Here is an 18,406-nt window from a genome sequence, read left to right as displayed (position 1 = left end):
TGGAACTTCGATGGACCTCAATGCAGTGCGCATGCTGGTGCAGGTGGCCGAAGCCCGCAGTTTCACCGTCGCCGCCGGGCAGCTGGGCCTGAGCCAGTCCGGCCTGTCGCGCGCGATCGGCCGGCTGGAGGCCACGCTGGGGGTGAAGCTGCTGCAGCGGAACACCCGCAACGTGGCGCTGACCCCGGATGGCCGCCAGTTCGTCGATCAGGTGGCACCGCTGCTGTGTGGCCTGGAGGATGCCGAACGCCAGTTGGCCGACCGTCCCTGCACGCCCGCGGGCACCCTGAAGATCAGCGCGCCCTCGATGTTCGGGCGCAAGGTGCTGGTACCGCTGCTGGCGCCGTTGCTGCAACAGCACCCGCAACTGCAGGTGGAGGCCGTGCTCAGTGACCGTCTGGTCGATCTGGTCGAGGAAGGTTTCGATGCCGCCCTGCGCACCGGCGTCATCGCCGACCAGCGCATCGTCGCGCGCCCGCTGCGTCCGCTGCGCTGGGTGACGGTGGCCAGCCCCGCGTATCTGGCCCGCTGTGGCGCACCGGACGATGTGGCCGCGCTGCGGGATCACGCGTGCCTGGCGGTGCGCAACCTGCGCAGTGGCCGGCTGGTGGACTGGCAGTTCCTGCAGGAGGGCCAACTGCGCGACTTCACCCCACCGACGCGGATGGTGTTCGACAGCGGCGATCCGCTGGTAGAAGCGGCCATCGCCGGCATCGGCATCGTGCAGGTGATGGATTTCGCGGTGGCCGACGCGCTGGCTGACGGCCGCCTGCAACGCGTGCTGCAGCCGCTCGAAGGCCGCAGCCGCGCGCTGTCGCTGATCTACCCACCGTCGCGCCAGCACTCGCCAAAGCTGCAGGTGCTGGCCGACGCGTTGCTGGCCGGGGATTGGTAAATCCACGCCATGCGTGGATGAAGGTTTCGGCGGGGTCAGAACCCTTGGGTATCCGGTAGCGCCGGCCGCTGGCCGGCGAGCCACATCGGCCGGCGGCGAAACGGACCGGCAAGGCATTGCCGGCCAGCGGCCGGCACTACCGATCAGGCGAAGCTATCGGTGGCGCGCACCAGCGCGTCCACGTTCTCGGCTTCGAGCGCCGAATGGCCCGAGGCCTTGGGTATCCGGTAGTGCCGGCCGCTGGCCGGCGAGCCACATCGGGCGGCGGCGAAACGGACCGGTGAGGCATTGCCGGCCAGCGGCCGGCACTACCGATCAGGCGAAGCTATCGGTGGCGCGCACCAGCGCGTCCACGTTCTCGGCTTCGAACGCCGAATGGCCCGAGGCCTTGGGTATCCGGTAGTGCCGGCCGCTGGCCGGCGAGCCACATCGGGCGGCGGCGAAACGACCCGGCAAGGCGTTGCCGGCCAGCGGCCGGCACTACCGATCAGGCGAAGCCATCGGTGGCGCGCACCAGCGCGTCCACGTTCTCGGCCTCGAACGCCGAATGGCCCGAGGCCTTGGCTATCCGATAGTGCCGGCCGCTGGCCGGCGAGCCACATCGGGCGGCGGCGAAACGACCCGGCAAGGCATTGCCGGCCAGCGGCCGGCACTACCGATCAGGCGAAGCCATCGGTGGCGCGCACCAGCGCGTCCACGTTCTCGGCTTCGAACGCCGAATGGCCCGAGGCCGGGGTGATTTCCAGCTTCGCCTTCGGCCACACCTTGGTCAGGTCCCAGGCGTTGGCCAGCGGGCAGACCACGTCGTAGCGGCCATGCACGATCACGCCCGGGATGTCGGCGATGCGGTGCGCGTCGCGCAGCAGCTGGTCTTCCACCTCGAAGAAGCCACCGTTGACGAAGTAGTGGTTCTCGATGCGGGCGAAGGCCAGGGCGAAGTGCGGGTCTTCGTGGCTGTTGATGAAGTCGTCATCGACGTGCAGGAAACTGGTCGCGCCTTCCCACACCGCCCAGGCCTTGGCCGCTTCCAGGCGGGTGGTTTCGTCGTCGCTGGTCAGGCGGCGGTGGAAGGCCGAGATCAGGTCATGCCGCTCCACCGACGGGATCGGCTTCAGGTAATGCTCCCACGCATCCGGGAACAGGCGGTTGGCGCCTTCCTGGTAGAACCATTCCAGCTCCCAGCGGCGCAGCATGAAGATGCCGCGCAGGACCAGTTCGGTCACGCGCTGCGGATGGGTCTCGGCATAGGCCAGGGCCAGGGTCGAGCCCCAGCTGCCACCGAACACCTGCCAGCGATCGACCTTCAGGTGCTCGCGCAGCTTCTCGATATCGGCGACCAGGTCCCAGGTGGTGTTGTCCACCAGGTCCGCGTGCGGGGTGGATCGACCCGCACCACGCTGGTCGAACAGGATGATGCGGTACTTGGACGGGTCATGGAACTGGCGCATCTTGTCGCTGCAACCACCGCCCGGGCCACCGTGCAGCATCACCACCGGCTTGCCGTCCGGGTTGCCGCACTGTTCGAAATACAGCGTGTGGCGGTCGTCGACCTTCAGGGTGCCGACGTCGTAGGGGGTGATGGCGGGGTACAGCGTACGCATGCTTGCAGCTCCAGGGTGATGCCCTGCCGGGGCAGGAGAACCCCCATTCTAGGCCGGTCGCCGGCCCAGGGTGATCCGGTCGCGCTGCTCCAGGTCCTGCACGGTCTGCACCTCGGCAAAACCGGCGGCGTCGAACAGCGCGCGGATCGCCGCGCCCTGGTCCCATCCGTGCTCGATCAGCAACCAGCCACCGGGCAGCAGATGCGCCTGGCCGCCGTCGATGATGCGGCGGATGTCATCCAGGCCGTCCACACCGGACGCCAGCGCGGAGGCCGGTTCGAAGCGCAGGTCGCCCTGTTGCAGGTGCGGGTCGTCGCTGGCGATGTACGGCGGATTGCTCGCAATCAGGTCGAAGCGCATGCCCTGCAACGGCGCGTACCAATCGTGCCCGCCCTCGGCGAAGCGGACGTTGCGCAGTTCATGGCGCGCAGCATTGCGCACGGCCACGGCCAGCGCACCCGGGCTGGCATCGGTGGCCAGCACCTGTGCCTGTGGCCGCTCGCTGGCCAGCGCCAAGGCGATCGCGCCGCTGCCGGTGCCCAGGTCAGCCAGCCGCAGCGCACGGTCCTGCGGCAGGCGTTCCAGCGCCAGCTCGACCAGCAGTTCGGTCTCCGGGCGCGGGATCAGCGTGGCCGGATCGACCTCCAGATCCAACGTCCAGAATCCGCGGCGGCCGGTCAGGTAGGCCACCGGCTCGCCGGCCACGCGGCGGGCCAACAACGCCTCGAAGGCGGCCTGATCGGCGGACGGCAGCGGATCGGTGGCGTGCGCGAACAGCCAGCTGCGCGGGCGGTCCAGCACGTGCAGCAGCAGCAGCTCCGCCTCGTGGCGGGCTTCGACGCCGCCCAAGCGGGCACTGGCCTCGGCCACGATCTGGCGCAGGGTGGGTTCGGTTTGGAAAGGCATTCCGCAATTGTAGAGCCGAGCCCACGCTCGGCTGCTTCTGGAACAGCCGAGCATGGGCTCGGCTCTACAAAATCGGAATCCGTTCAGGTTCCGCCGGACGGGATAAGGAGGGGCTATCGGCCCCAGGCAGCGGTCCGGCGGGATTTTCCTTGTCACACAGTCAGTTGCAGGATGAAAGCGGCCGGGTTCAGTGCCTGCTCAGTGCATTTTGATAGACTCCATCTATCAAATAGATGCAATCAATGCATTGTTCTTATCGCCAGCGAATGGGTAACCTAGCTCCTGTCGATTCACCCACTCCCCTTCACCAAGAGGAAAAATGATGTCCCTCATCAACACCCAGATCCAGCCGTTCGAAGCCAACGCTTACCACAACGGCGAGTTCATCAAGGTTTCCGACGCCAGCCTGAAGGGCCAGTGGTCCGTCCTGATCTTCATGCCGGCCGCCTTCACCTTCAACTGCCCGACCGAGATCGAGGACGCAGCTGACCACTACGCCGAGTTCAAGAAGGCCGGCGCCGAGGTCTACATCGTCACCACCGATACCCACTTCTCGCACAAGGTGTGGCACGAGACCTCGCCGGCCGTCGGCAAGGCCCAGTTCCCGCTGGTCGGCGACCCGACCCACCAGCTGACCAACGCTTTCGGCGTGCACATTCCGGAAGAAGGCCTGGCCCTGCGCGGCACCTTCATCATCAATCCGGAAGGCGTGATCAAGACCCTGGAGATCCACTCCAACGAGATCGCCCGTGACGTGTCCGAGACCCTGCGCAAGCTGAAGGCTGCCCAGTTCACCGCCGCCAACCCGAACCAGGTGTGCCCGGCCAAGTGGAAGGAAGGCGAGAAGACCCTGACCCCGTCGCTGGACCTGGTCGGCAAGATCTAAGGCAGTACCGGCCTGCCGTGGCCCCACGCCGCGGCGCGCCCTTCATCCCCGTGCCGGTCCCCCCGCCGGCGTGGGGGTGAACCCAAGACAGCCAACGCTCGCCCGCCTTGGCCAGCCAGCCCCTTCCACGGTCGCTGTCTTGGGTTCACCCCTACCCCCAGCTGGTCCGCTACCTTGTACAGCGGTGCCACGCCCTCTGTTTGCCTGAAGCCAGGAGAAGACCGATGTTGGACGCCAACCTGCAGTCGCAGCTGAAGACCTATCTGGAGCGCGTGACCCGCCCGATCCAGATCACCGCGCACGCCGACGACGGCGCCAAGTCGCAGGAAATGCTGGAACTGCTGCAGACCCTGGACAGCCTGTCGGACAAGATCTCGCTGCAGGTGCTGCGCGATGGGCAGGGCCGCGTGCCGTCCTTCGACCTGGGCACCCCGGGCCAGGACATCCACCTGACCTTCGCCGGCCTGCCGATGGGCCACGAGTTCACCTCGCTGGTGCTGGCGCTGCTGCAGGTCGGCGGGCACCCGTCCAAGGCCACCGCCGAGCTGATCGAGCAGGTGCAGAACCTGGAAGGCGACTACCGGTTCGAGACCTACTTCTCGCTGTCCTGCCAGAACTGCCCGGACGTGGTGCAGGCGCTGAACCTGGCCGCGGTGCTCAACCCGCGCATCCAGCACGTGGCCATCGATGGCGCCCTGTTCCAGGACGAAGTCGAGAAGCGCGAGATCATGTCGGTGCCGACCGTGTACCTCAACGGTGAAATCTTCGACCAGGGCCGCATGACCCTCGAGCAGATCGTGGCCAAGCTGGACACCAACGCCGGCAAGCGCGATGCCGAGAAGATCGCCGCCAAGGACGCCTTCGACGTGCTGGTGGTGGGCGGTGGCCCGGCCGGCGCTGCAGCGGCGATCTACGCCGCACGCAAGGGCATCCGTACCGGCATCGCCGCCGAGCGTTTCGGTGGCCAGGTGCTGGACACCATGGCGATCGAGAACTTCATTTCGGTGAAGGAGACCGAGGGCCCCAAGCTGGCCACGGCGCTGGAGCAGCACGTGCGCGAGTACGAGGTGGACATCATGAACCTGCAGCGCGCCAGTGCGCTGGTGCCGGCCGGCGAAGACGGCCTGGTGCAGGTGCAGCTGGAAAACGGCGCGGTACTGAAGTCGCGTTCGGTGATCCTGTCCACCGGCGCGCGCTGGCGGCAGATGAACGTGCCGGGCGAAGACCAGTACCGCAACAAGGGCGTGGCGTACTGCCCGCACTGCGATGGCCCGCTGTTCAAGGGCAAGCGCGTGGCGGTGATCGGCGGCGGCAACTCCGGCGTGGAAGCGGCCATCGACCTGGCCGGCATCGTGTCGCATGTAACCCTGCTGGAGTTCGATTCCAGCCTGCGCGCCGATGAAGTGCTGCAGAAGAAGCTGCGCAGCCTGGGCAACGTGACCGTGCTGACCAGCGCGCAGACCACTGAAGTGCTGGGCGACGGCAGCCGCGTCACCGGCCTGGTCTACAAGGACCGCGTCGGCGGCGATGCCCACCGCGTCGAGCTGGAAGGCATCTTCGTGCAGATCGGCCTGCTGCCCAACACCGAGTGGCTGAAGGATGTGGTGGCGCTGTCGCCGCGCGGCGAGATCGTCATCGACGACCGCGGCCAGACCAACCTGCCGGGCGTGTTCGCCGCTGGCGATTGCACGACGGTGCCCTACAAGCAGATCATCATTGCCATGGGCGCCGGCTCGACCGCCGCACTGAGTGCGTTCGACCACCTGATCCGCTCGTCGGTGAGCAACAGCAGCGGTGCCGTTGCTGAAGCAGCCTGATCCACCGTTCCCAGATCACCGGGAACATTGTCTGCCTGTCGGGTAACCACGCCGTCAGCCGGTCCGTTACCCCTGGGGTGTAAGGATGAACCTACGTGATCTGAAGTACCTGGTAGCCCTGGCCGACCACAAGCATTTCGGCCGGGCTGCCGCCTCCTGCTTCGTCAGCCAGCCCACGCTGTCGACGCAGATCCGCAAGCTGGAAGAAGAGCTGGGCCTGCCGCTGGTGGAACGCGCACCGCGCAAGGTGATGCTGACCCCGGCCGGCCAGGAAGCGGCGGCACGGGCGCGGGTGATCGTGTCCGAAGTGGAACAGCTGAAGGAGGCGGCGCGACGCAGCCGCGATCCGGAAGCCGGCACGGTGCGCCTGGGCATCTTCCCGACCCTCGGCCCGTACCTGCTGCCGCATGTGATCCCGCGCATCCGCGAGCGCTTCCCGGAGCTGGAACTGCTGCTGGTCGAGGAAAAGAGCGACGTGCTGCTGGACCGCCTGCGCGAAGGCAAGCTCGACGCCGCACTGCTGGCCCTGCCGGTGATCGACGACCAGCTGCATGCCGAATTCCTGTTCGAGGAACCGTTCCTGCTGGCCGTGTCCGGGCGCCACCCGCTGGCCCGTCGCGAACACCTGGACGTGCAGGAACTGGCCACGCAGAAGCTGCTGCTGCTGGAAGACGGGCATTGCCTGCGCGACCAGGCGCTGGAAGTCTGCCGACTGTTCGGCGCCAACGAGAAGTCCGAATTCCGCGCCACCAGCCTGGAAACCCTGCGGCAGATGGTCGCCGCCGACGTCGGCATCACCCTGCTGCCGAGCCTGTCGGTGCAGCCGCCGGTGCCGCGCTCGAACAACATCCGCCTGCTCGATTTCACCGGCGAAGGCCGTCCCAGCCGCCGCATCGCCATGATCTGGCGCCGCAGCTCGGCCATGAACGACTTCCTGATGGAGCTGGCCGACCAGTTCAAGCGCCTGCCGCAGGCACTGTTCACGCTGGAGGCGCTCGATGCCGGCAGCGATGCACCGGCCCTGCCCGGCCCCGCGCTGAACGGCTGAGCCCCCGCAGCACCGGCCCGGAATCGGCAGGAGTCGATTCCGGCCGCATTTGTCCCCACAATACAGACAGGCGGCGCCAGCAGGTGCCGCCTTTTGCATGGCTTTCAACCAAGGAGCTTCACCATGAACACCGCCAGCGGCCTGCCGCCGTCGATCACCGTTTCTACCTTCGACATGGACCGCCTGGACGCCATGCTCGAATCCCCTGCGCTGAGCCAGACGCCTGCCGCGCTCGCGCTTGCTGAAGAACTCAACCGGGCCACCGTGCTGGCACCGGACCAGATTCCCGAAGGCATCGTCATGATGCATTCGCGCGTGGAGTGCGAAGATGAAGTGTCGGGCGAAAAGCACGTCCTGACCCTGGTCTTCCCCCGCGAAGCCAATGTCGATGAAGGCAAGGTCTCCGTGCTGGCCCCGGTCGGCAGTGCCCTGCTCGGCCTGGCCATCGGCCAGAGCATCGACTGGAACGCGCCCGGCGGCCGCAAGCTGCGCCTGCGCGTGACCGCGGTCCACAACGACCGCCCCTGATTACCGCTGCGCACCGCGCGCGATTCGATCCCCTTGCACCAGGAGCCGTAATGAGTACCCCGTCCAAACTGTCCCAGCTGCGCGAACTGTCCGTGGTCGTTGCCGATACCGGTGACTACGAGGCGATCAAGCGCCTGCAGCCGGTGGACTGCACCACCAACCCGACCCTGGTGAAGAAGGCGCTGGACCTGCCGGTCTACGCCGAACTGATCGAACGCGAACTGGCCTGGGGCCGCCAGCAGGCCGGCGACCGCGAAGCCGTGGTGCACGCCGTGGCCGACCGCCTGACCATCGGCGTCGGCGCGCTGCTGAGCACGCTGGTGCCGGGCCGCGTGTCCACCGAAGTGGACGCCGACCAGGCCCACGACACCGCCGCCACCGTGGCCAAGGCCCGCCAGTTCATCCAGATGTACGCCGATGCCGGCGTGCCGCGCGAGAAGATCCTGATCAAGATCGCCGCGACCTGGGAAGGCGTGGAAGCCGCGCGCATCCTGCAGGCCGAAGGCATCGACTGCAACCTGACCCTGATCTTCAACCCGACCCAGGCGCTGGCCTGCAGCGAGGCCGGCGCGTTCCTGATCTCCCCGTTCGTCGGCCGCATCCTGGACTGGTACGTGGCCAACGGCCAGACCCCGGCCAGCATCGACGAAGACCCGGGCGTGAAGTTCGTGCGCGGCGTCTATGCCGAATTCAAGCGCCGCGGTTCGAAGACGGTGGTGATGGGCGCCTCGTTCCGTTCGACCGCACAGATCGAAGCGCTGGCCGGCTGCGACCGCCTGACCATTTCGCCGGACCTGCTGGAGAAGCTGGACGCCGACCACGGCGCGCTGCCGCGCAAGCTGGTGGCCGGTGCCGCCGATGGCGCGGCGGTGCCCCCGATCGATGCGGCGACGTTCGCAGCAGACCTGGCGGCCGATCCGATGGCCACCGAGAAGCTGGCGACCGGTATCGATGCGTTTGCCAAGGATCTGGAAGCGCTGCGCGAGCGGATCTGCGCGGCACTGTGAGGATTCCGGCCAACGGCTGAGCCCCTCGTGGCAGGTCGGTCGGTCGCGAAGAGCAAAAAGCCGCGCTGGGTCGGGCGGGTTGGGTTCGCGGGAGACGCCGTGAATCCATCCCTGGAGGCTTGGCCGCCGCATCCATGCGGCGGACACTCCCGCGAACCCAACCCGCCCGCCCTCTGACAGTTTCCGGTGGCCACCCGCCACGGAAGAAAGAAAGAAGAGCAACAGCGGGTCGCGCGCTTCGCTTGCTCGGAGCCGAGCATGGCTCGGCTCTACAAGGGCAATGCAGAACCAAATAAAAAGGACGCGGCGAACGCCGCGTCCTTTTTGTTTTCCATCAGTTCGTCAGTAACCCAATGCTCTTTCCCACCGTCACCGGGAAACTGTCGGGGGTGGGGCGGTGTGGGTTGGCAGGACCGTTGGCGCCATGGGCCCGAGGCATGCCTCGGGCGGGTTGGGCAGGACGCCCAACCCCGGTCTTGCCGTGTGCGCAGGACAGCGCACACGAGCAAGGCGCCATCGAGCCCCCAGGGACGGGTTCACGGCGTGTCCTGCCAACCCACACCGCCCCACCCAACAAGCAGCAACCCAGAGCCGCTTTGGCTTTGGCTTTGGCTTTGGCTTTCAGCCGTTGACGTTGCCCGCCGCAGGCGGACCACCGCGCGTCAGCGCGGCGCCTCCACATCCAACCCGATCGGGCAGCTCACGCCGGTGCCGCCGATGCCGCAGTAGCCGTTCGGATTCTTCGCCAGGTACTGCTGGTGATAGTCCTCGGCGTAGTAGTACGCCGGTGCCGGGTACACGATCTCGGTGGTGATCGGGCCGTAGCCGGCCGCATCCAGCTGGGCCTGGTAGGCCTCGCGGCTGGCCAGCGCGGCAGCGTACTGTGCCTCGTCGGTGGCGTGGATCGCCGAACGGTACTGGGTGCCGGTGTCGTTGCCCTGACGCATGCCCTGGGTCGGGTCGTGGCTTTCCCAGAACAGCTGCAGCAGCCGTTCCAGGCTCACCACCGCCGGGTCGAACACCACCTGCACCACTTCGGTGTGCCCGGTCAGGCCCGAGCACACTTCTTCATAGGTCGGGTTCGGGGTGATGCCGCCGGCGTAGCCGACCGAGGTGCTGTACACGCCCGGCTCGGTCCAGAACTTGCGCTCGGCGCCCCAGAAACAGCCCAGCGCGAAGCGGATCTGCTGCAGGCCGGCGAAGCGGTCCTTCAGCGGATGGCTGTTCACGAAGTGCTGGTTGCTGTGCAGCGGCAATGGCTGCTCGCGCCCCGGCAGTGCCTCTTCCGGGCGCGGCAGGCGCTGCTTGAAGGCCCCGATGCCGAGGATGCCCTGGCCAATTCCCAACATGATGCGCTCCTACGCCGGCAGTCCGGCCATATCGTCTGCATCGGAAATGGGGTCGGCGGCGGCCTGGCCCAAGTCCAGCGCCGCGATGATGGCCTCCGCCTGCGGCCGCGCCGCGTCGGGGATGCCGACCCGCAACACACCGAACAACGGCAGCTCGCCCATGCCCCCCAGCAGCTGCTCGCCGAACACGAAGGCGGGGATGCCGGCGTTTTCCAGCGCGTGCTTGACCAGATGGGCGTCGAACAGGTTGTCGGCCTTGTACACGATGTGCATGCGGCGGCTCCTCGGGGCAGGGCTCCAGCATACGCCCGGGGGCTGAATGGTGCCGGGGGCGGGATCGGAGAGTTGCCGGCCAACGGCCGGCACTACCAGAGGGCGGGGCCGGCATCCCCACACCCCACCGGGCAGCCCTGCCCCGTACGCGCTAGACTGTTGGTCTTTCTGCCTTTCTTTTCGCCGACTCATGTCCGAGCACACCCCCGCCAGCCCCGAGACCCCCGCCGACAGCCACGAAAAGCGCGATTTCATCCGCCAGATCGTGCGCGAGGACCTGGCCAGCGGAAAGCACCAGGCGATCAAGACCCGCTTCCCGCCGGAGCCGAACGGCTACCTGCACATCGGCCACGCCAAGTCGATCTGCCTGAACTTCGGCATCGCCGGCGAGTTCAGCGGCGTCTGCAACCTGCGCTTCGACGACACCAACCCGGCCAAGGAAGATCCGGAATACGTGGCCGCGATCCAGGACGACGTGCGCTGGCTGGGCTTCGAGTGGAACGAGCTGCGCCACGCCTCGGACTATTTTCAGGCCTATTACCTGGCCGCCGAGAAGCTGATCGAACAGGGCAAGGCCTACGTCTGCGACCTGTCGGCCGAGGAAGTGCGCGCCTACCGCGGCACCCTGACCGAGCCGGGCCGCCCGTCGCCATGGCGCGACCGCAGCGTCGAGGAAAACCTCGACCTGTTCCGCCGCATGCGCGCCGGTGAATTCCCGGATGGCGCGCGCACCCTGCGCGCGAAGATCGACATGGCCAGCGGCAACATCAACCTGCGCGATCCGGCGCTGTACCGCATCAAGCACGTCGAGCACCAGAACACCGGCAATGCGTGGCCGATCTACCCGATGTACGACTTCGCCCACGCGCTGGGTGATTCGATCGAAGGCATCACCCACTCGTTGTGCACGCTGGAATTCGAAGACCACCGCCCGCTGTACGACTGGTGCGTGGACAACGTCGATTTCGCCCATGACGACGCACTGACCCAGCCGCTGGTCGATGCCGGCCTGCCGCGCGAAGCGGCCAAGCCGCGCCAGATCGAGTTCTCGCGCCTGAACATCAACTACACGGTGATGAGCAAGCGCAAGCTGATGGCGCTGGTCACCGAACAGCTGGTCGACGGCTGGGAAGACCCGCGCATGCCGACCCTGCAGGGCCTGCGTCGCCGTGGTTACACCCCGGCCGCGATGCGCCTGTTCGCCGAGCGCGTAGGCATCAGCAAGCAGAATTCGCTGATCGACTTCAGCGTGCTGGAAGGCGCGCTGCGCGAGGACCTGGACAGTGCCGCACCGCGCCGCATGGCAGTGGTCGATCCGGTCAAGCTGGTGCTGACCAACCTGCCGGAAGGCCACGAAGAGCAGCTGACCTTCAGCAACCACCCGAAGGACGAAAGCTTTGGCAGCCGCGAAGTACCGTTCGCACGCGAAGTGTGGATCGACCGCGAGGACTTCGCCGAAGTGCCGCCGAAGGGCTGGAAGCGCCTGGTCCCGGGGGGCGAAGTGCGCCTGCGCGGCGCCGGCATCATCCGCTGCGACGAAGTGATCAAGGATGCCGACGGCACCATCACCGAGCTGCGTGGCTGGCTGGATCCGGAATCGCGTCCGGGCATGGAAGGCGCCAACCGCAAGGTCAAGGGCACCATCCACTGGGTCAGCGCCGTGCACGGCGTACCGGCCGAGATCCGCCTGTACGACCGCCTGTTCTCGGTGCCGAACCCGGACGACGAATCGGAAGGCAAGACCTACCGCGATTACCTCAACCCGGAATCGCGCCGCACTGTCACCGGCTATGTCGAGCCGGCCGCGGCCAGCGCCGCGCCGGAGCAGTCGTTCCAGTTCGAGCGTACCGGCTACTTCGTGGCCGACCGCCGCGACCATACCGCAGCCACGCCGGTATTCAACCGCAGCGTGACCCTGCGCGATACCTGGTCGGCCTGAGGGCCTGCGCGGGCGCCTGGATGGCGCCCGCAGGACCGCGACGATGATCACCGCCCTTTCCGTCCTGCTCTGGTTCATCTCGCAGCATCCGCTGCTGACGTTCTTTGCAGCAATGGTGCTGGCCGGGCTGGTCTCGTGGTGGCGGCGCTTTCCGGGCTACGCCATCGTGGTGTTCCCGCTGGCGATGCTCAACATGTTCCTCGGCCACTTCCTCAACGCCGCCTTCCTCAACGTGGTGGGCGAGCGTGGTGAAGCGGTGATCGTCAAGACCGAGCGAACCAGCTCCACGCTCAACGAGCAGTACATCTGGCGCTACGAAGGGGTGCTGCGTACCGCCGAGGGCCGCGACGTGGACGTGGTGTTCCACACCAACACCGCTTCGCTGTGGCCGCTGGAAAACGCCATCCGTATCCCGGCGCGCGACCAGCCGTTCGTGGTCAAGTACACGCCGGGCTTCCCACGCAACTTCGTCATCCTCACCAACGAGTCACCGCACGGCATCGCCCAGGCCCGGGCCAGCGCGCGCGCGCGGGTGGAAGTGGCGGCGCGCAAGCTGCACTTCAGCCCGGGCAATGCCGAGTTCCGCGCCGACTATCGCCGCGAACTGGAAAGCTGGCTGCGCGACCACGGCAGCGACCCGCAGCAGCAGCCCGACGCGCAGCGATATCGCGCCGAGCTCGACGCACTCGACCGCTAGCCCCAGGCCCTGCCTGGATGTTCCGCCCCATCCATCCACAGGCCTGACATGACCACGAGCGCCACCGCCCTCCTCCCGCTGCTGCAGCAGGCCCTGCAGGACACCGGCACCGCCAGCCGCATCGACGGCAACGCGCTGCTGCTCGACAGCGGCCTGCGCCTGACCCCGCATGCAATGGCCGCGCAAGCGCGTGACAACGGCGGCTGGCAGACCTCCACCGTCATTGAAAGCCAGCATCCGCAGTTGTTCGCCGATGGCCTGTTCGAGTACCAGCACGCAAATGGTGCCGATGAGCAGGCATCGCTGTTGTCCGGCTTCCAGGCCTGGGCCCGGGTGGACCTGGTGACCCTGCAGACCGCGATCGGCGCCCAAGACGCACAGGGCCTGCCGATGATGGGCCTGACCTATCCGGTCGGCGACGAGGGTGAGGAACATCAGCGCACCGTGGTGCTGGGGCCGTTGGCGCACTACCGTGCACAGGACGTGGATGCCTCCACCTGCAGCGAAGACGATCATGGCTCCTGCCCCTGCTGCCTGTTCACCCGCAGCATGGAGGCCTTCGACGAGCTGCTGAAAGCCCGCCAATTCCTGGCCATCCGCCTGTTCGCCTCGCGCGATGCCGACGGCCTGTGCGAGGCCGATTGCCGGGTCAACGGCCACGACTTCGCCGCCGCCCTGCCCCTGCTGCGCGCCTATGCTGCCAGTTGGCCGCAGGCCGGGCTGGAATTCCGCAAGCAGTACGTGGTGATCCGCACCGGCTCGCCGGGCTGAGCCACGCCCACACCCGGTACAGGCCGGTGCGGCTACACTGCGCGCCGGTTTCCCAAGCAACCGCACTTTTCCCATCCCACACGAGGCACCCCCGCGATGCTGTACGCGCAAGTCCACCTGACCCTTCCCGCCTGGATCCACGACCAGATCGACCTGGATCGTCGATATCCGGGCGATGAGGCCAAGGTCGCGCTGGCGATCGAGCTGTCGCGGCTGAACGTCGAGCACGCCAGTGGCGGCCCGTTCGGTGCGGTGGTGTTCGGCCCGGATGACAAGGTCATCGCCGCCGGCGTGAACCGGGTGATGCCGCACGCGACCTCGCTGGCGCACGCCGAGAACATGGCCTACATGCTGGCCCAGCAGCGCCTGCAGACCCCGCGCCTGAACGCGGTGCTGTCGCCGGTCACCCTGGCCACCAGCTCGCAGCCGTGCTGCCAGTGCTACGGCGCCACCGTGTGGGCCGGCATCGACCGCCTGCTGATCGGTGCCAACTCGGCCGACGTCGAGGAACTGACCCCGTTCGATGAAGGCCCGCTGCCGGCCGACTGGGTGGGTGAACTCAACAAGCGCGGCATCGAAGTGGTGCAAGGCCTGAACCGCGACGCCGCGCGCAGCGTGCTGCGAGCCTATGGGGAAAGCGATGGCGCCCGTTACTGAAACCGGCATCGGCCTGCTGTGCCTGTGCCGGCAGGGCTTCGAGCCCGAGCTGGCCGGCGAGTTGCAGTTCCGCGCCGGTGAAGCCGGTTTCGCCGGCTATGCGCGCACCCAGCGCAATGACGGCTACGTGCTTTTCATGTGCGACGAAGCCGCCGCGCTGGCGCCGCGCCTGCGCTGGCGCGAGCTGATCTTCGCGCGGCAGAAGCTGGTGGTGCTGGCCGAACTGCCGCAGCTGGACCCGGCGGACCGGATCACCCCGATGCTGGAAGTGCTGGCCGATGCGCCCCGCTTCGGCGACCTGTGGGTGGAACACCCCGATTCGGACGCCGGCAAGCCACTGTCCGGTCTGGCCCGTGCCTTCGGCAATGCACTGCGCCCGGCGCTGCGCAAGGCCGGCAAGCTCACTGATAAGCCGAACAACCGCCTGCCGCGCCTGCACGTGGTGTTCGTCGACGGCACCCATGCCTTCGTCTGCGTGGCCGACCCGGCCGACAGCGCGCCGTGGGCACTGGGCATCCCGCGCCTGAAGCTGCTGCCCGAGGCGCCTTCGCGTTCGGCACTGAAGCTGGACGAAGCACTGCTGACCCTGCTGACGCCGGAAGAACGCGAAGCACTGGCCAAGCCCGGCATGCGTGCGGCCGACCTGGGCGCCGCCCCCGGCGGCTGGACCTGGGTGCTGACGCGCCAGCACATGTACGTGCTGAGCATCGACAACGGCCCGTTGCGCCAGCACGTGCTGGACACCGGCCTGGTCGAGCACCTGCGCGCCGATGGCTTCCACTGGCACCCGGAACAGCCGCTGGACTGGATGGTCTGCGACATGGTCGAGCAGCCGCGCCGCGTGGCCGAACGCATGGCCACCTGGTTCCGCGAGGGCTGGTGCCGGCATGCGATCTTCAATCTGAAACTGCCGATGAAGAAGCGCTGGGACGAAACCCGGCTGTGCCTGGACCTGTTCCAGGACCAGGCCGGCAAGCCGCTGGTGGTCCGCGCCAAGCAGCTCTATCACGATCGTGAAGAGATCACCGTGCTGGCTTCGCCACTGCGCTGATCCGTCATCGGCGGCACAGGTTGCCGGGAGTACGCTCCCGGTACCCTCTGGCAAGGAGCCTGTCATGAACCTTCCGCGTGCTGCCCTGCTGTTGACCATCCTGCTGGCCTCGGTACCGGCCATCGCCCAGCACGGCCCGTCCACGCCGGCGCAGAGCCAGCCGCTGGGCCCCACCGGCGGCGCGATCCGCCAGCAACCGCTGGATGCGGGCCGGGTCAGCGGCAGCGTCGAGATTCCGCAGCCGGCCGGCGAGGCGCAGGTGACCGTGCGTTCGCTGGAACCGAGCAGCGTGGTCGGCCAGTACCGCGTCCATTTCGCCGCGCTGGATGTGAACGGCGACGGTTTCATCAGCCGCGAGGAAGCACAGGCCAATCCGGCGCTGGCCGACGAATTCAATTCGCTGGACCGCAGGCACCGCGGCAAGCTGGACCGCACCGACCTGGCCGGCTGGCTGGTGGATTGAAAAAGGGGACGGAGGGGATTAAGTCGTATGTGCACAAACGACTTAATCCCCTCCGTCCCCTTTTTGCTTCAGACGCCGGCGGCGCGCTTCCAGAACGCCTGTACCAGCGGCGGCCATTTGCCGACACAGCCCAGCGCGCGGCCACGGGCCAGGGTCAAGTGCATCTCGTCGTTGGAGAACAGGCGGTTGATCGCATCGAAGCTGTAGGCGGCGATCTGGTTGTCGCTGCGCCGTTCGCGTGCCCAGCGCTGCAGGCGCTGCGGCGACAGCCGCGGCTGGCCACGGCGCTCGGCCGACGGCGCCAGCCACTGCTGCAGGGCGGCGACATCGCGCAGGCCCAGGTTCACGCCCTGCCCGGCCAGCGGATGCACCACATGCGCGGCATCACCCAATGCCAGTACTCGGCCGGCCACGTAGTGACGGGCCAGTTGGCGACGCAGCGGGAAGGCCGCTCGCGGTGACGCCAGTCGCAGCTCACCCAGCCGTGCCGCGAAGGCGCGGGTCAGTTCCCGGTTGAAGGCGTCCTCGTCCAAGGCCAGCACACGTGCCGCCTCGTCCTCGGGCAGGGTCCAGACGATCGAGCTGCGGCGCTCGGCCACCGGCAGCAGCGCCAGCGGCCCGCCCGGCAGGAAACGCTGCCAGGCGGTGGCCTGGTTGGGAAGATCGCTGTCCACGTAGGCCACCACGCCACGCTGGTGGTAGTCATGCTTTTCAACCTCGATCCCGGCCAGTTGGCGCAGGGTCGATTCGGCGCCGTCGGCGGCCACGGCCAACGCCGCTTCCAGGCGACGCCCGTCATCCAGGCGCAGGCGCACGCCCTCCTCGTCCTGCTCCAGCGCGTCAACCCGTGCCGGGCAGTGCAGCTGCACGCCCGCCGCCGGCAGTGCCGACCACAGGCGATCCTGCAGCAGGCCGTTCTCGACGATGTAGCCCAGCTCGCGCCGACCGAAGCGATCGGCGTCGAACAGCAGATCCTCGCCACCGGCCGCGTCCCACACCTGCATGCGCCGGTAGGGCCAGGCACGGGCCTGCGCGATCGCTGGCCACACACCGAGGCGGTTCAGCAGCTGAACGTTGTCGGCAGCGAAGGCGAACACGCGCAGGTCCGGCTGTGCGGCCTGCCACGGTGCCGGTTCACGACCTTCCACCAGCGCAACTGACAGGCCAGCATCGGCCAACGCCAGCGCACAGGCAGCGCCGACCACGCCACCTCCGACGATGGCCACGTCCAGGCGCATGCGCCGGCTCATGCGGCTTCTCCACGGCACAGCCGCGGCACTTCGCCACGGAAGCCCATCGCGCCACCGACCAGCATCGACTGCACCGAGGCGCGTTGCGCGGCCACCAGGCCGAGGCTGCGCAGCGGCCGCATCAGCGGTGCAGGATTGCTGGTCAGCCGTGCCAGGCCACCCGAGAACGCCACCGTCTGCCGTCGGTCTTCCTGGCGGCGCGCAACATAGGCCTGCAGCAGCACATCGCTGCCGGCATCCTCGTGCGCATCCTCCAGCAGTTCGGCCAGGGTCAGCGCATCGCGCAGGCCCAGGTTGAAGCCTTGCGCACCCAGCGGATGGATGGTCTGCGCGGCATTGCCCAGCAGCACCGTGCGTTCACCGGCCAATGCGCGCGCCAGCACCTGGATGAGCGGGTAAGCGCTGCGCGGGCCGGATTCGAGCAGCCGACCGGCACGCCAGCCGATCGCATCCTGCAGGCGCTGCAGCCAGGCCGCATCGTCCAGCGCCATCACCGCATCGGCCTGGTCCCGCGCCACGCCGTGCACGGTGCCGAAGTGGCGGTCGCCGCGCGGCAGCAGGGCGGTCGGGCCGGTATCGGTGAAGCGCTCCCAGGCCGTGCCATCCGGCGCGCGCTGGCTGCGCACGCGGGCCACGAACAGGGTCTGCTGGAAATCATGCCGGTCGACCTCGATGCCCAGCGCGCCACGCACACCGCTGGTCGTGCCATCGGCACCGACCACCAGCCGTGCCAGCAGTACGCGCTCGCCGGTCTCGTCGGCCACCCGCACCTGGCGGTAGCCGTCGACCACCTCGCCCAGGCCCAGGAACCGCATCGGCCGGTAGCGCCGCAGCTGCGGCAGCTCCTGCAGGCGCGCTTCCAGCGCCTGGCCGAAGTCACGCGCGACAACCACCTGGCCGAACCACGGCCGGTCGTAGTCGGAAGCCTCCAGCTGCACGCGGCCGAAATCGCCGGCGCGGCTGACATGGATGCGGCGGATCGGGCCCGGCGCCATCGCCAGCTTCTGCATGACCCCCAACGCGGTCAGCGCGTTGACGGTCGCCGCGGCGAAACTGAGGTTGCGCTGGTCGAACACCGCCGGCAGCTCGCCGGCCGGGCTGGCTTCGAGCAGGCCCACGTCGCGGCCCAACCGGTCCAGGGCAATGGCCAGGCTGGCACCGACCAGGCCGCCACCGACGATCAGCACGTCATGTCGTTCACTCATGGTGTTCATGATACGCGCTCGCCCCGCCCGAACACCCAACAGCCCCCGACCTGCGCCAACCGG

General features: G+C 68.0%; 20 protein-coding genes. 12 read left to right on the top strand and 8 right to left on the bottom strand.

Annotated elements, in window-relative coordinates; translation table 11 throughout:
- Window positions 1–10: 10 nt before the first annotated feature.
- Window positions 11–895 (top strand): LysR family transcriptional regulator, encoded by an 885-nt coding sequence (locus tag AC5P7I_RS10060; RefSeq protein WP_014646007.1) that lies wholly within the window; start codon window positions 11–13, stop codon window positions 893–895.
- A 315-nt stretch (window positions 896–1,210) separates the two neighbouring features.
- Here the strand turns inward: AC5P7I_RS10060 and AC5P7I_RS10055 are convergent, their stop codons facing one another.
- The 4 genes from AC5P7I_RS10055 to prmC are packed head-to-tail and all read right to left on the bottom strand — an operon-like array spanning window position 1,211 to window position 3,402.
- Window positions 1,211–1,351, bottom strand: coding sequence for a hypothetical protein (locus tag AC5P7I_RS10055; RefSeq protein WP_209572158.1), 141 nt, complete (start codon window positions 1,349–1,351; stop codon window positions 1,211–1,213).
- 31 nt (window positions 1,352–1,382) lie between these two features.
- Window positions 1,383–1,523 carry a hypothetical protein gene (locus AC5P7I_RS10050; RefSeq protein ID WP_181160701.1) on the bottom strand — a complete coding sequence of 47 codons (141 nt, stop codon included), beginning with the start codon at window positions 1,521–1,523 and terminating at the stop codon, window positions 1,383–1,385.
- Between the two features lie 31 nt (window positions 1,524–1,554).
- Window positions 1,555–2,496: a prolyl aminopeptidase gene (pip, locus tag AC5P7I_RS10045; RefSeq protein ID WP_010481800.1), complete on the bottom strand. Its 942-nt coding sequence runs from the start codon at window positions 2,494–2,496 to the stop codon at window positions 1,555–1,557.
- A gap of 48 nt (window positions 2,497–2,544) precedes the next feature.
- On the bottom strand, window positions 2,545–3,402 hold the full coding sequence (gene prmC / locus AC5P7I_RS10040; RefSeq protein WP_262087873.1) for a peptide chain release factor N(5)-glutamine methyltransferase: 858 nt from the start codon (window positions 3,400–3,402) through the stop codon (window positions 2,545–2,547).
- A 322-nt stretch (window positions 3,403–3,724) separates the two neighbouring features.
- Between prmC and ahpC the strand changes: the two genes are divergently transcribed.
- The 5 genes from ahpC (at window position 3,725) to AC5P7I_RS10015 (ending at window position 8,688) form a co-directional block, all read left to right on the top strand.
- Window positions 3,725–4,288, top strand: a complete 564-nt coding sequence (gene ahpC, locus AC5P7I_RS10035; RefSeq protein ID WP_005408159.1) for an alkyl hydroperoxide reductase subunit C — start codon at window positions 3,725–3,727, stop codon at window positions 4,286–4,288.
- Between the two features lie 224 nt (window positions 4,289–4,512).
- Entirely contained in the window at window positions 4,513–6,105 is a 1,593-nt protein-coding gene (gene ahpF, locus AC5P7I_RS10030) for an alkyl hydroperoxide reductase subunit F (RefSeq protein ID WP_014646004.1), read from the top strand.
- An 85-nt stretch (window positions 6,106–6,190) separates the two neighbouring features.
- Window positions 6,191–7,153 (top strand): LysR substrate-binding domain-containing protein, encoded by a 963-nt coding sequence (locus AC5P7I_RS10025; RefSeq protein ID WP_014646003.1) that lies wholly within the window; start codon window positions 6,191–6,193, stop codon window positions 7,151–7,153.
- A gap of 123 nt (window positions 7,154–7,276) precedes the next feature.
- Entirely contained in the window at window positions 7,277–7,681 is a 405-nt protein-coding gene (gene rnk / locus AC5P7I_RS10020) for a nucleoside diphosphate kinase regulator (protein WP_014036052.1), read from the top strand.
- 50 nt (window positions 7,682–7,731) lie between these two features.
- Window positions 7,732–8,688 carry a transaldolase gene (locus tag AC5P7I_RS10015; RefSeq protein ID WP_262087874.1) on the top strand — a complete coding sequence of 319 codons (957 nt, stop codon included), beginning with the start codon at window positions 7,732–7,734 and terminating at the stop codon, window positions 8,686–8,688.
- Window positions 8,689–9,350: 662 nt separating this feature from the next.
- Here AC5P7I_RS10015 and msrA read toward each other — a convergent pair.
- Together msrA and AC5P7I_RS10005 are read right to left on the bottom strand one after the other, a co-directional pair.
- Window positions 9,351–10,016, bottom strand: coding sequence for a peptide-methionine (S)-S-oxide reductase MsrA (gene msrA, locus AC5P7I_RS10010; RefSeq protein ID WP_032956996.1), 666 nt, complete (start codon window positions 10,014–10,016; stop codon window positions 9,351–9,353).
- A 30-nt stretch (window positions 10,017–10,046) separates the two neighbouring features.
- Window positions 10,047–10,310 (bottom strand): putative signal transducing protein, encoded by a 264-nt coding sequence (locus AC5P7I_RS10005; protein ID WP_014646000.1) that lies wholly within the window; start codon window positions 10,308–10,310, stop codon window positions 10,047–10,049.
- Window positions 10,311–10,500: 190 nt separating this feature from the next.
- Here AC5P7I_RS10005 and AC5P7I_RS10000 point away from each other — a divergent pair, with 190 nt between their 5' ends.
- The 6 genes from AC5P7I_RS10000 to AC5P7I_RS09975 all read left to right on the top strand — a co-directional run bounded on the left by AC5P7I_RS10000 (window position 10,501) and on the right by AC5P7I_RS09975 (window position 15,888).
- A complete protein-coding gene (locus AC5P7I_RS10000; RefSeq protein WP_014645999.1) occupies window positions 10,501–12,249 on the top strand; it encodes a glutamine--tRNA ligase/YqeY domain fusion protein in 1,749 nt (582 codons plus the stop codon).
- A 43-nt stretch (window positions 12,250–12,292) separates the two neighbouring features.
- A complete protein-coding gene (locus AC5P7I_RS09995) occupies window positions 12,293–12,946 on the top strand; it encodes a hypothetical protein (RefSeq protein WP_262087875.1) in 654 nt (217 codons plus the stop codon).
- A 48-nt stretch (window positions 12,947–12,994) separates the two neighbouring features.
- Window positions 12,995–13,717, top strand: coding sequence for a DUF6348 family protein (locus tag AC5P7I_RS09990; protein WP_262087876.1), 723 nt, complete (start codon window positions 12,995–12,997; stop codon window positions 13,715–13,717).
- Window positions 13,718–13,813: 96 nt separating this feature from the next.
- Window positions 13,814–14,374, top strand: a complete 561-nt coding sequence (locus tag AC5P7I_RS09985; protein WP_004154307.1) for a nucleoside deaminase — start codon at window positions 13,814–13,816, stop codon at window positions 14,372–14,374.
- Window positions 14,358–15,425: a 23S rRNA (cytidine(2498)-2'-O)-methyltransferase RlmM gene (gene rlmM / locus AC5P7I_RS09980; RefSeq protein WP_075077069.1), complete on the top strand. Its 1,068-nt coding sequence runs from the start codon at window positions 14,358–14,360 to the stop codon at window positions 15,423–15,425. Before AC5P7I_RS09985 ends, rlmM begins: the two co-directional genes overlap by 17 nt.
- A 64-nt stretch (window positions 15,426–15,489) precedes the next feature.
- Window positions 15,490–15,888 (top strand): EF-hand domain-containing protein, encoded by a 399-nt coding sequence (locus AC5P7I_RS09975; protein WP_014645995.1) that lies wholly within the window; start codon window positions 15,490–15,492, stop codon window positions 15,886–15,888.
- A 68-nt stretch (window positions 15,889–15,956) separates the two neighbouring features.
- On the opposite strand, the gene AC5P7I_RS09970 is transcribed toward AC5P7I_RS09975, so the two are convergent.
- On the bottom strand, window positions 15,957–17,138 hold the full coding sequence (locus tag AC5P7I_RS09970; protein ID WP_197557516.1) for a UbiH/UbiF family hydroxylase: 1,182 nt from the start codon (window positions 17,136–17,138) through the stop codon (window positions 15,957–15,959).
- Window positions 17,135–18,343 carry a 2-octaprenyl-6-methoxyphenyl hydroxylase gene (gene ubiH, locus AC5P7I_RS09965; RefSeq protein ID WP_014645993.1) on the bottom strand — a complete coding sequence of 403 codons (1,209 nt, stop codon included), beginning with the start codon at window positions 18,341–18,343 and terminating at the stop codon, window positions 17,135–17,137. Before ubiH ends, AC5P7I_RS09970 begins: the two co-directional genes overlap by 4 nt.
- Window positions 18,344–18,406 lie beyond the last annotated feature (63 nt).

The sequence above is a fragment of the Stenotrophomonas sp. YJH_SMC_138 genome, assembly GCF_059369855.1.
This window is presented reverse-complemented; position numbering and strand designations above follow the sequence as displayed.

Coding starts and splice junctions, on each gene's coding strand:
- rlmM (WP_075077069.1), top strand. CDS start 14,358: ATGGCGCCCGTTACTGAAACCGGCATCGGCCTGCTGTGCCTGTGCCGG.
- AC5P7I_RS10060 (WP_014646007.1), top strand. CDS start 11: ATGGACCTCAATGCAGTGCGCATGCTGGTGCAGGTGGCCGAAGCCCGC.
- prmC (WP_262087873.1), bottom strand. CDS start 3,402: ATGCCTTTCCAAACCGAACCCACCCTGCGCCAGATCGTGGCCGAGGCC.
- rnk (WP_014036052.1), top strand. CDS start 7,277: ATGAACACCGCCAGCGGCCTGCCGCCGTCGATCACCGTTTCTACCTTC.
- AC5P7I_RS10005 (WP_014646000.1), bottom strand. CDS start 10,310: ATGCACATCGTGTACAAGGCCGACAACCTGTTCGACGCCCATCTGGTC.
- AC5P7I_RS10025 (WP_014646003.1), top strand. CDS start 6,191: ATGAACCTACGTGATCTGAAGTACCTGGTAGCCCTGGCCGACCACAAG.
- AC5P7I_RS09970 (WP_197557516.1), bottom strand. CDS start 17,138: ATGAGCCGGCGCATGCGCCTGGACGTGGCCATCGTCGGAGGTGGCGTG.
- AC5P7I_RS09995 (WP_262087875.1), top strand. CDS start 12,293: ATGATCACCGCCCTTTCCGTCCTGCTCTGGTTCATCTCGCAGCATCCG.
- ahpC (WP_005408159.1), top strand. CDS start 3,725: ATGTCCCTCATCAACACCCAGATCCAGCCGTTCGAAGCCAACGCTTAC.
- AC5P7I_RS09990 (WP_262087876.1), top strand. CDS start 12,995: ATGACCACGAGCGCCACCGCCCTCCTCCCGCTGCTGCAGCAGGCCCTG.
- AC5P7I_RS09975 (WP_014645995.1), top strand. CDS start 15,490: ATGAACCTTCCGCGTGCTGCCCTGCTGTTGACCATCCTGCTGGCCTCG.
- AC5P7I_RS09985 (WP_004154307.1), top strand. CDS start 13,814: ATGCTGTACGCGCAAGTCCACCTGACCCTTCCCGCCTGGATCCACGAC.
- AC5P7I_RS10015 (WP_262087874.1), top strand. CDS start 7,732: ATGAGTACCCCGTCCAAACTGTCCCAGCTGCGCGAACTGTCCGTGGTC.
- AC5P7I_RS10000 (WP_014645999.1), top strand. CDS start 10,501: ATGTCCGAGCACACCCCCGCCAGCCCCGAGACCCCCGCCGACAGCCAC.
- ubiH (WP_014645993.1), bottom strand. CDS start 18,343: ATGAGTGAACGACATGACGTGCTGATCGTCGGTGGCGGCCTGGTCGGT.
- ahpF (WP_014646004.1), top strand. CDS start 4,513: ATGTTGGACGCCAACCTGCAGTCGCAGCTGAAGACCTATCTGGAGCGC.
- pip (WP_010481800.1), bottom strand. CDS start 2,496: ATGCGTACGCTGTACCCCGCCATCACCCCCTACGACGTCGGCACCCTG.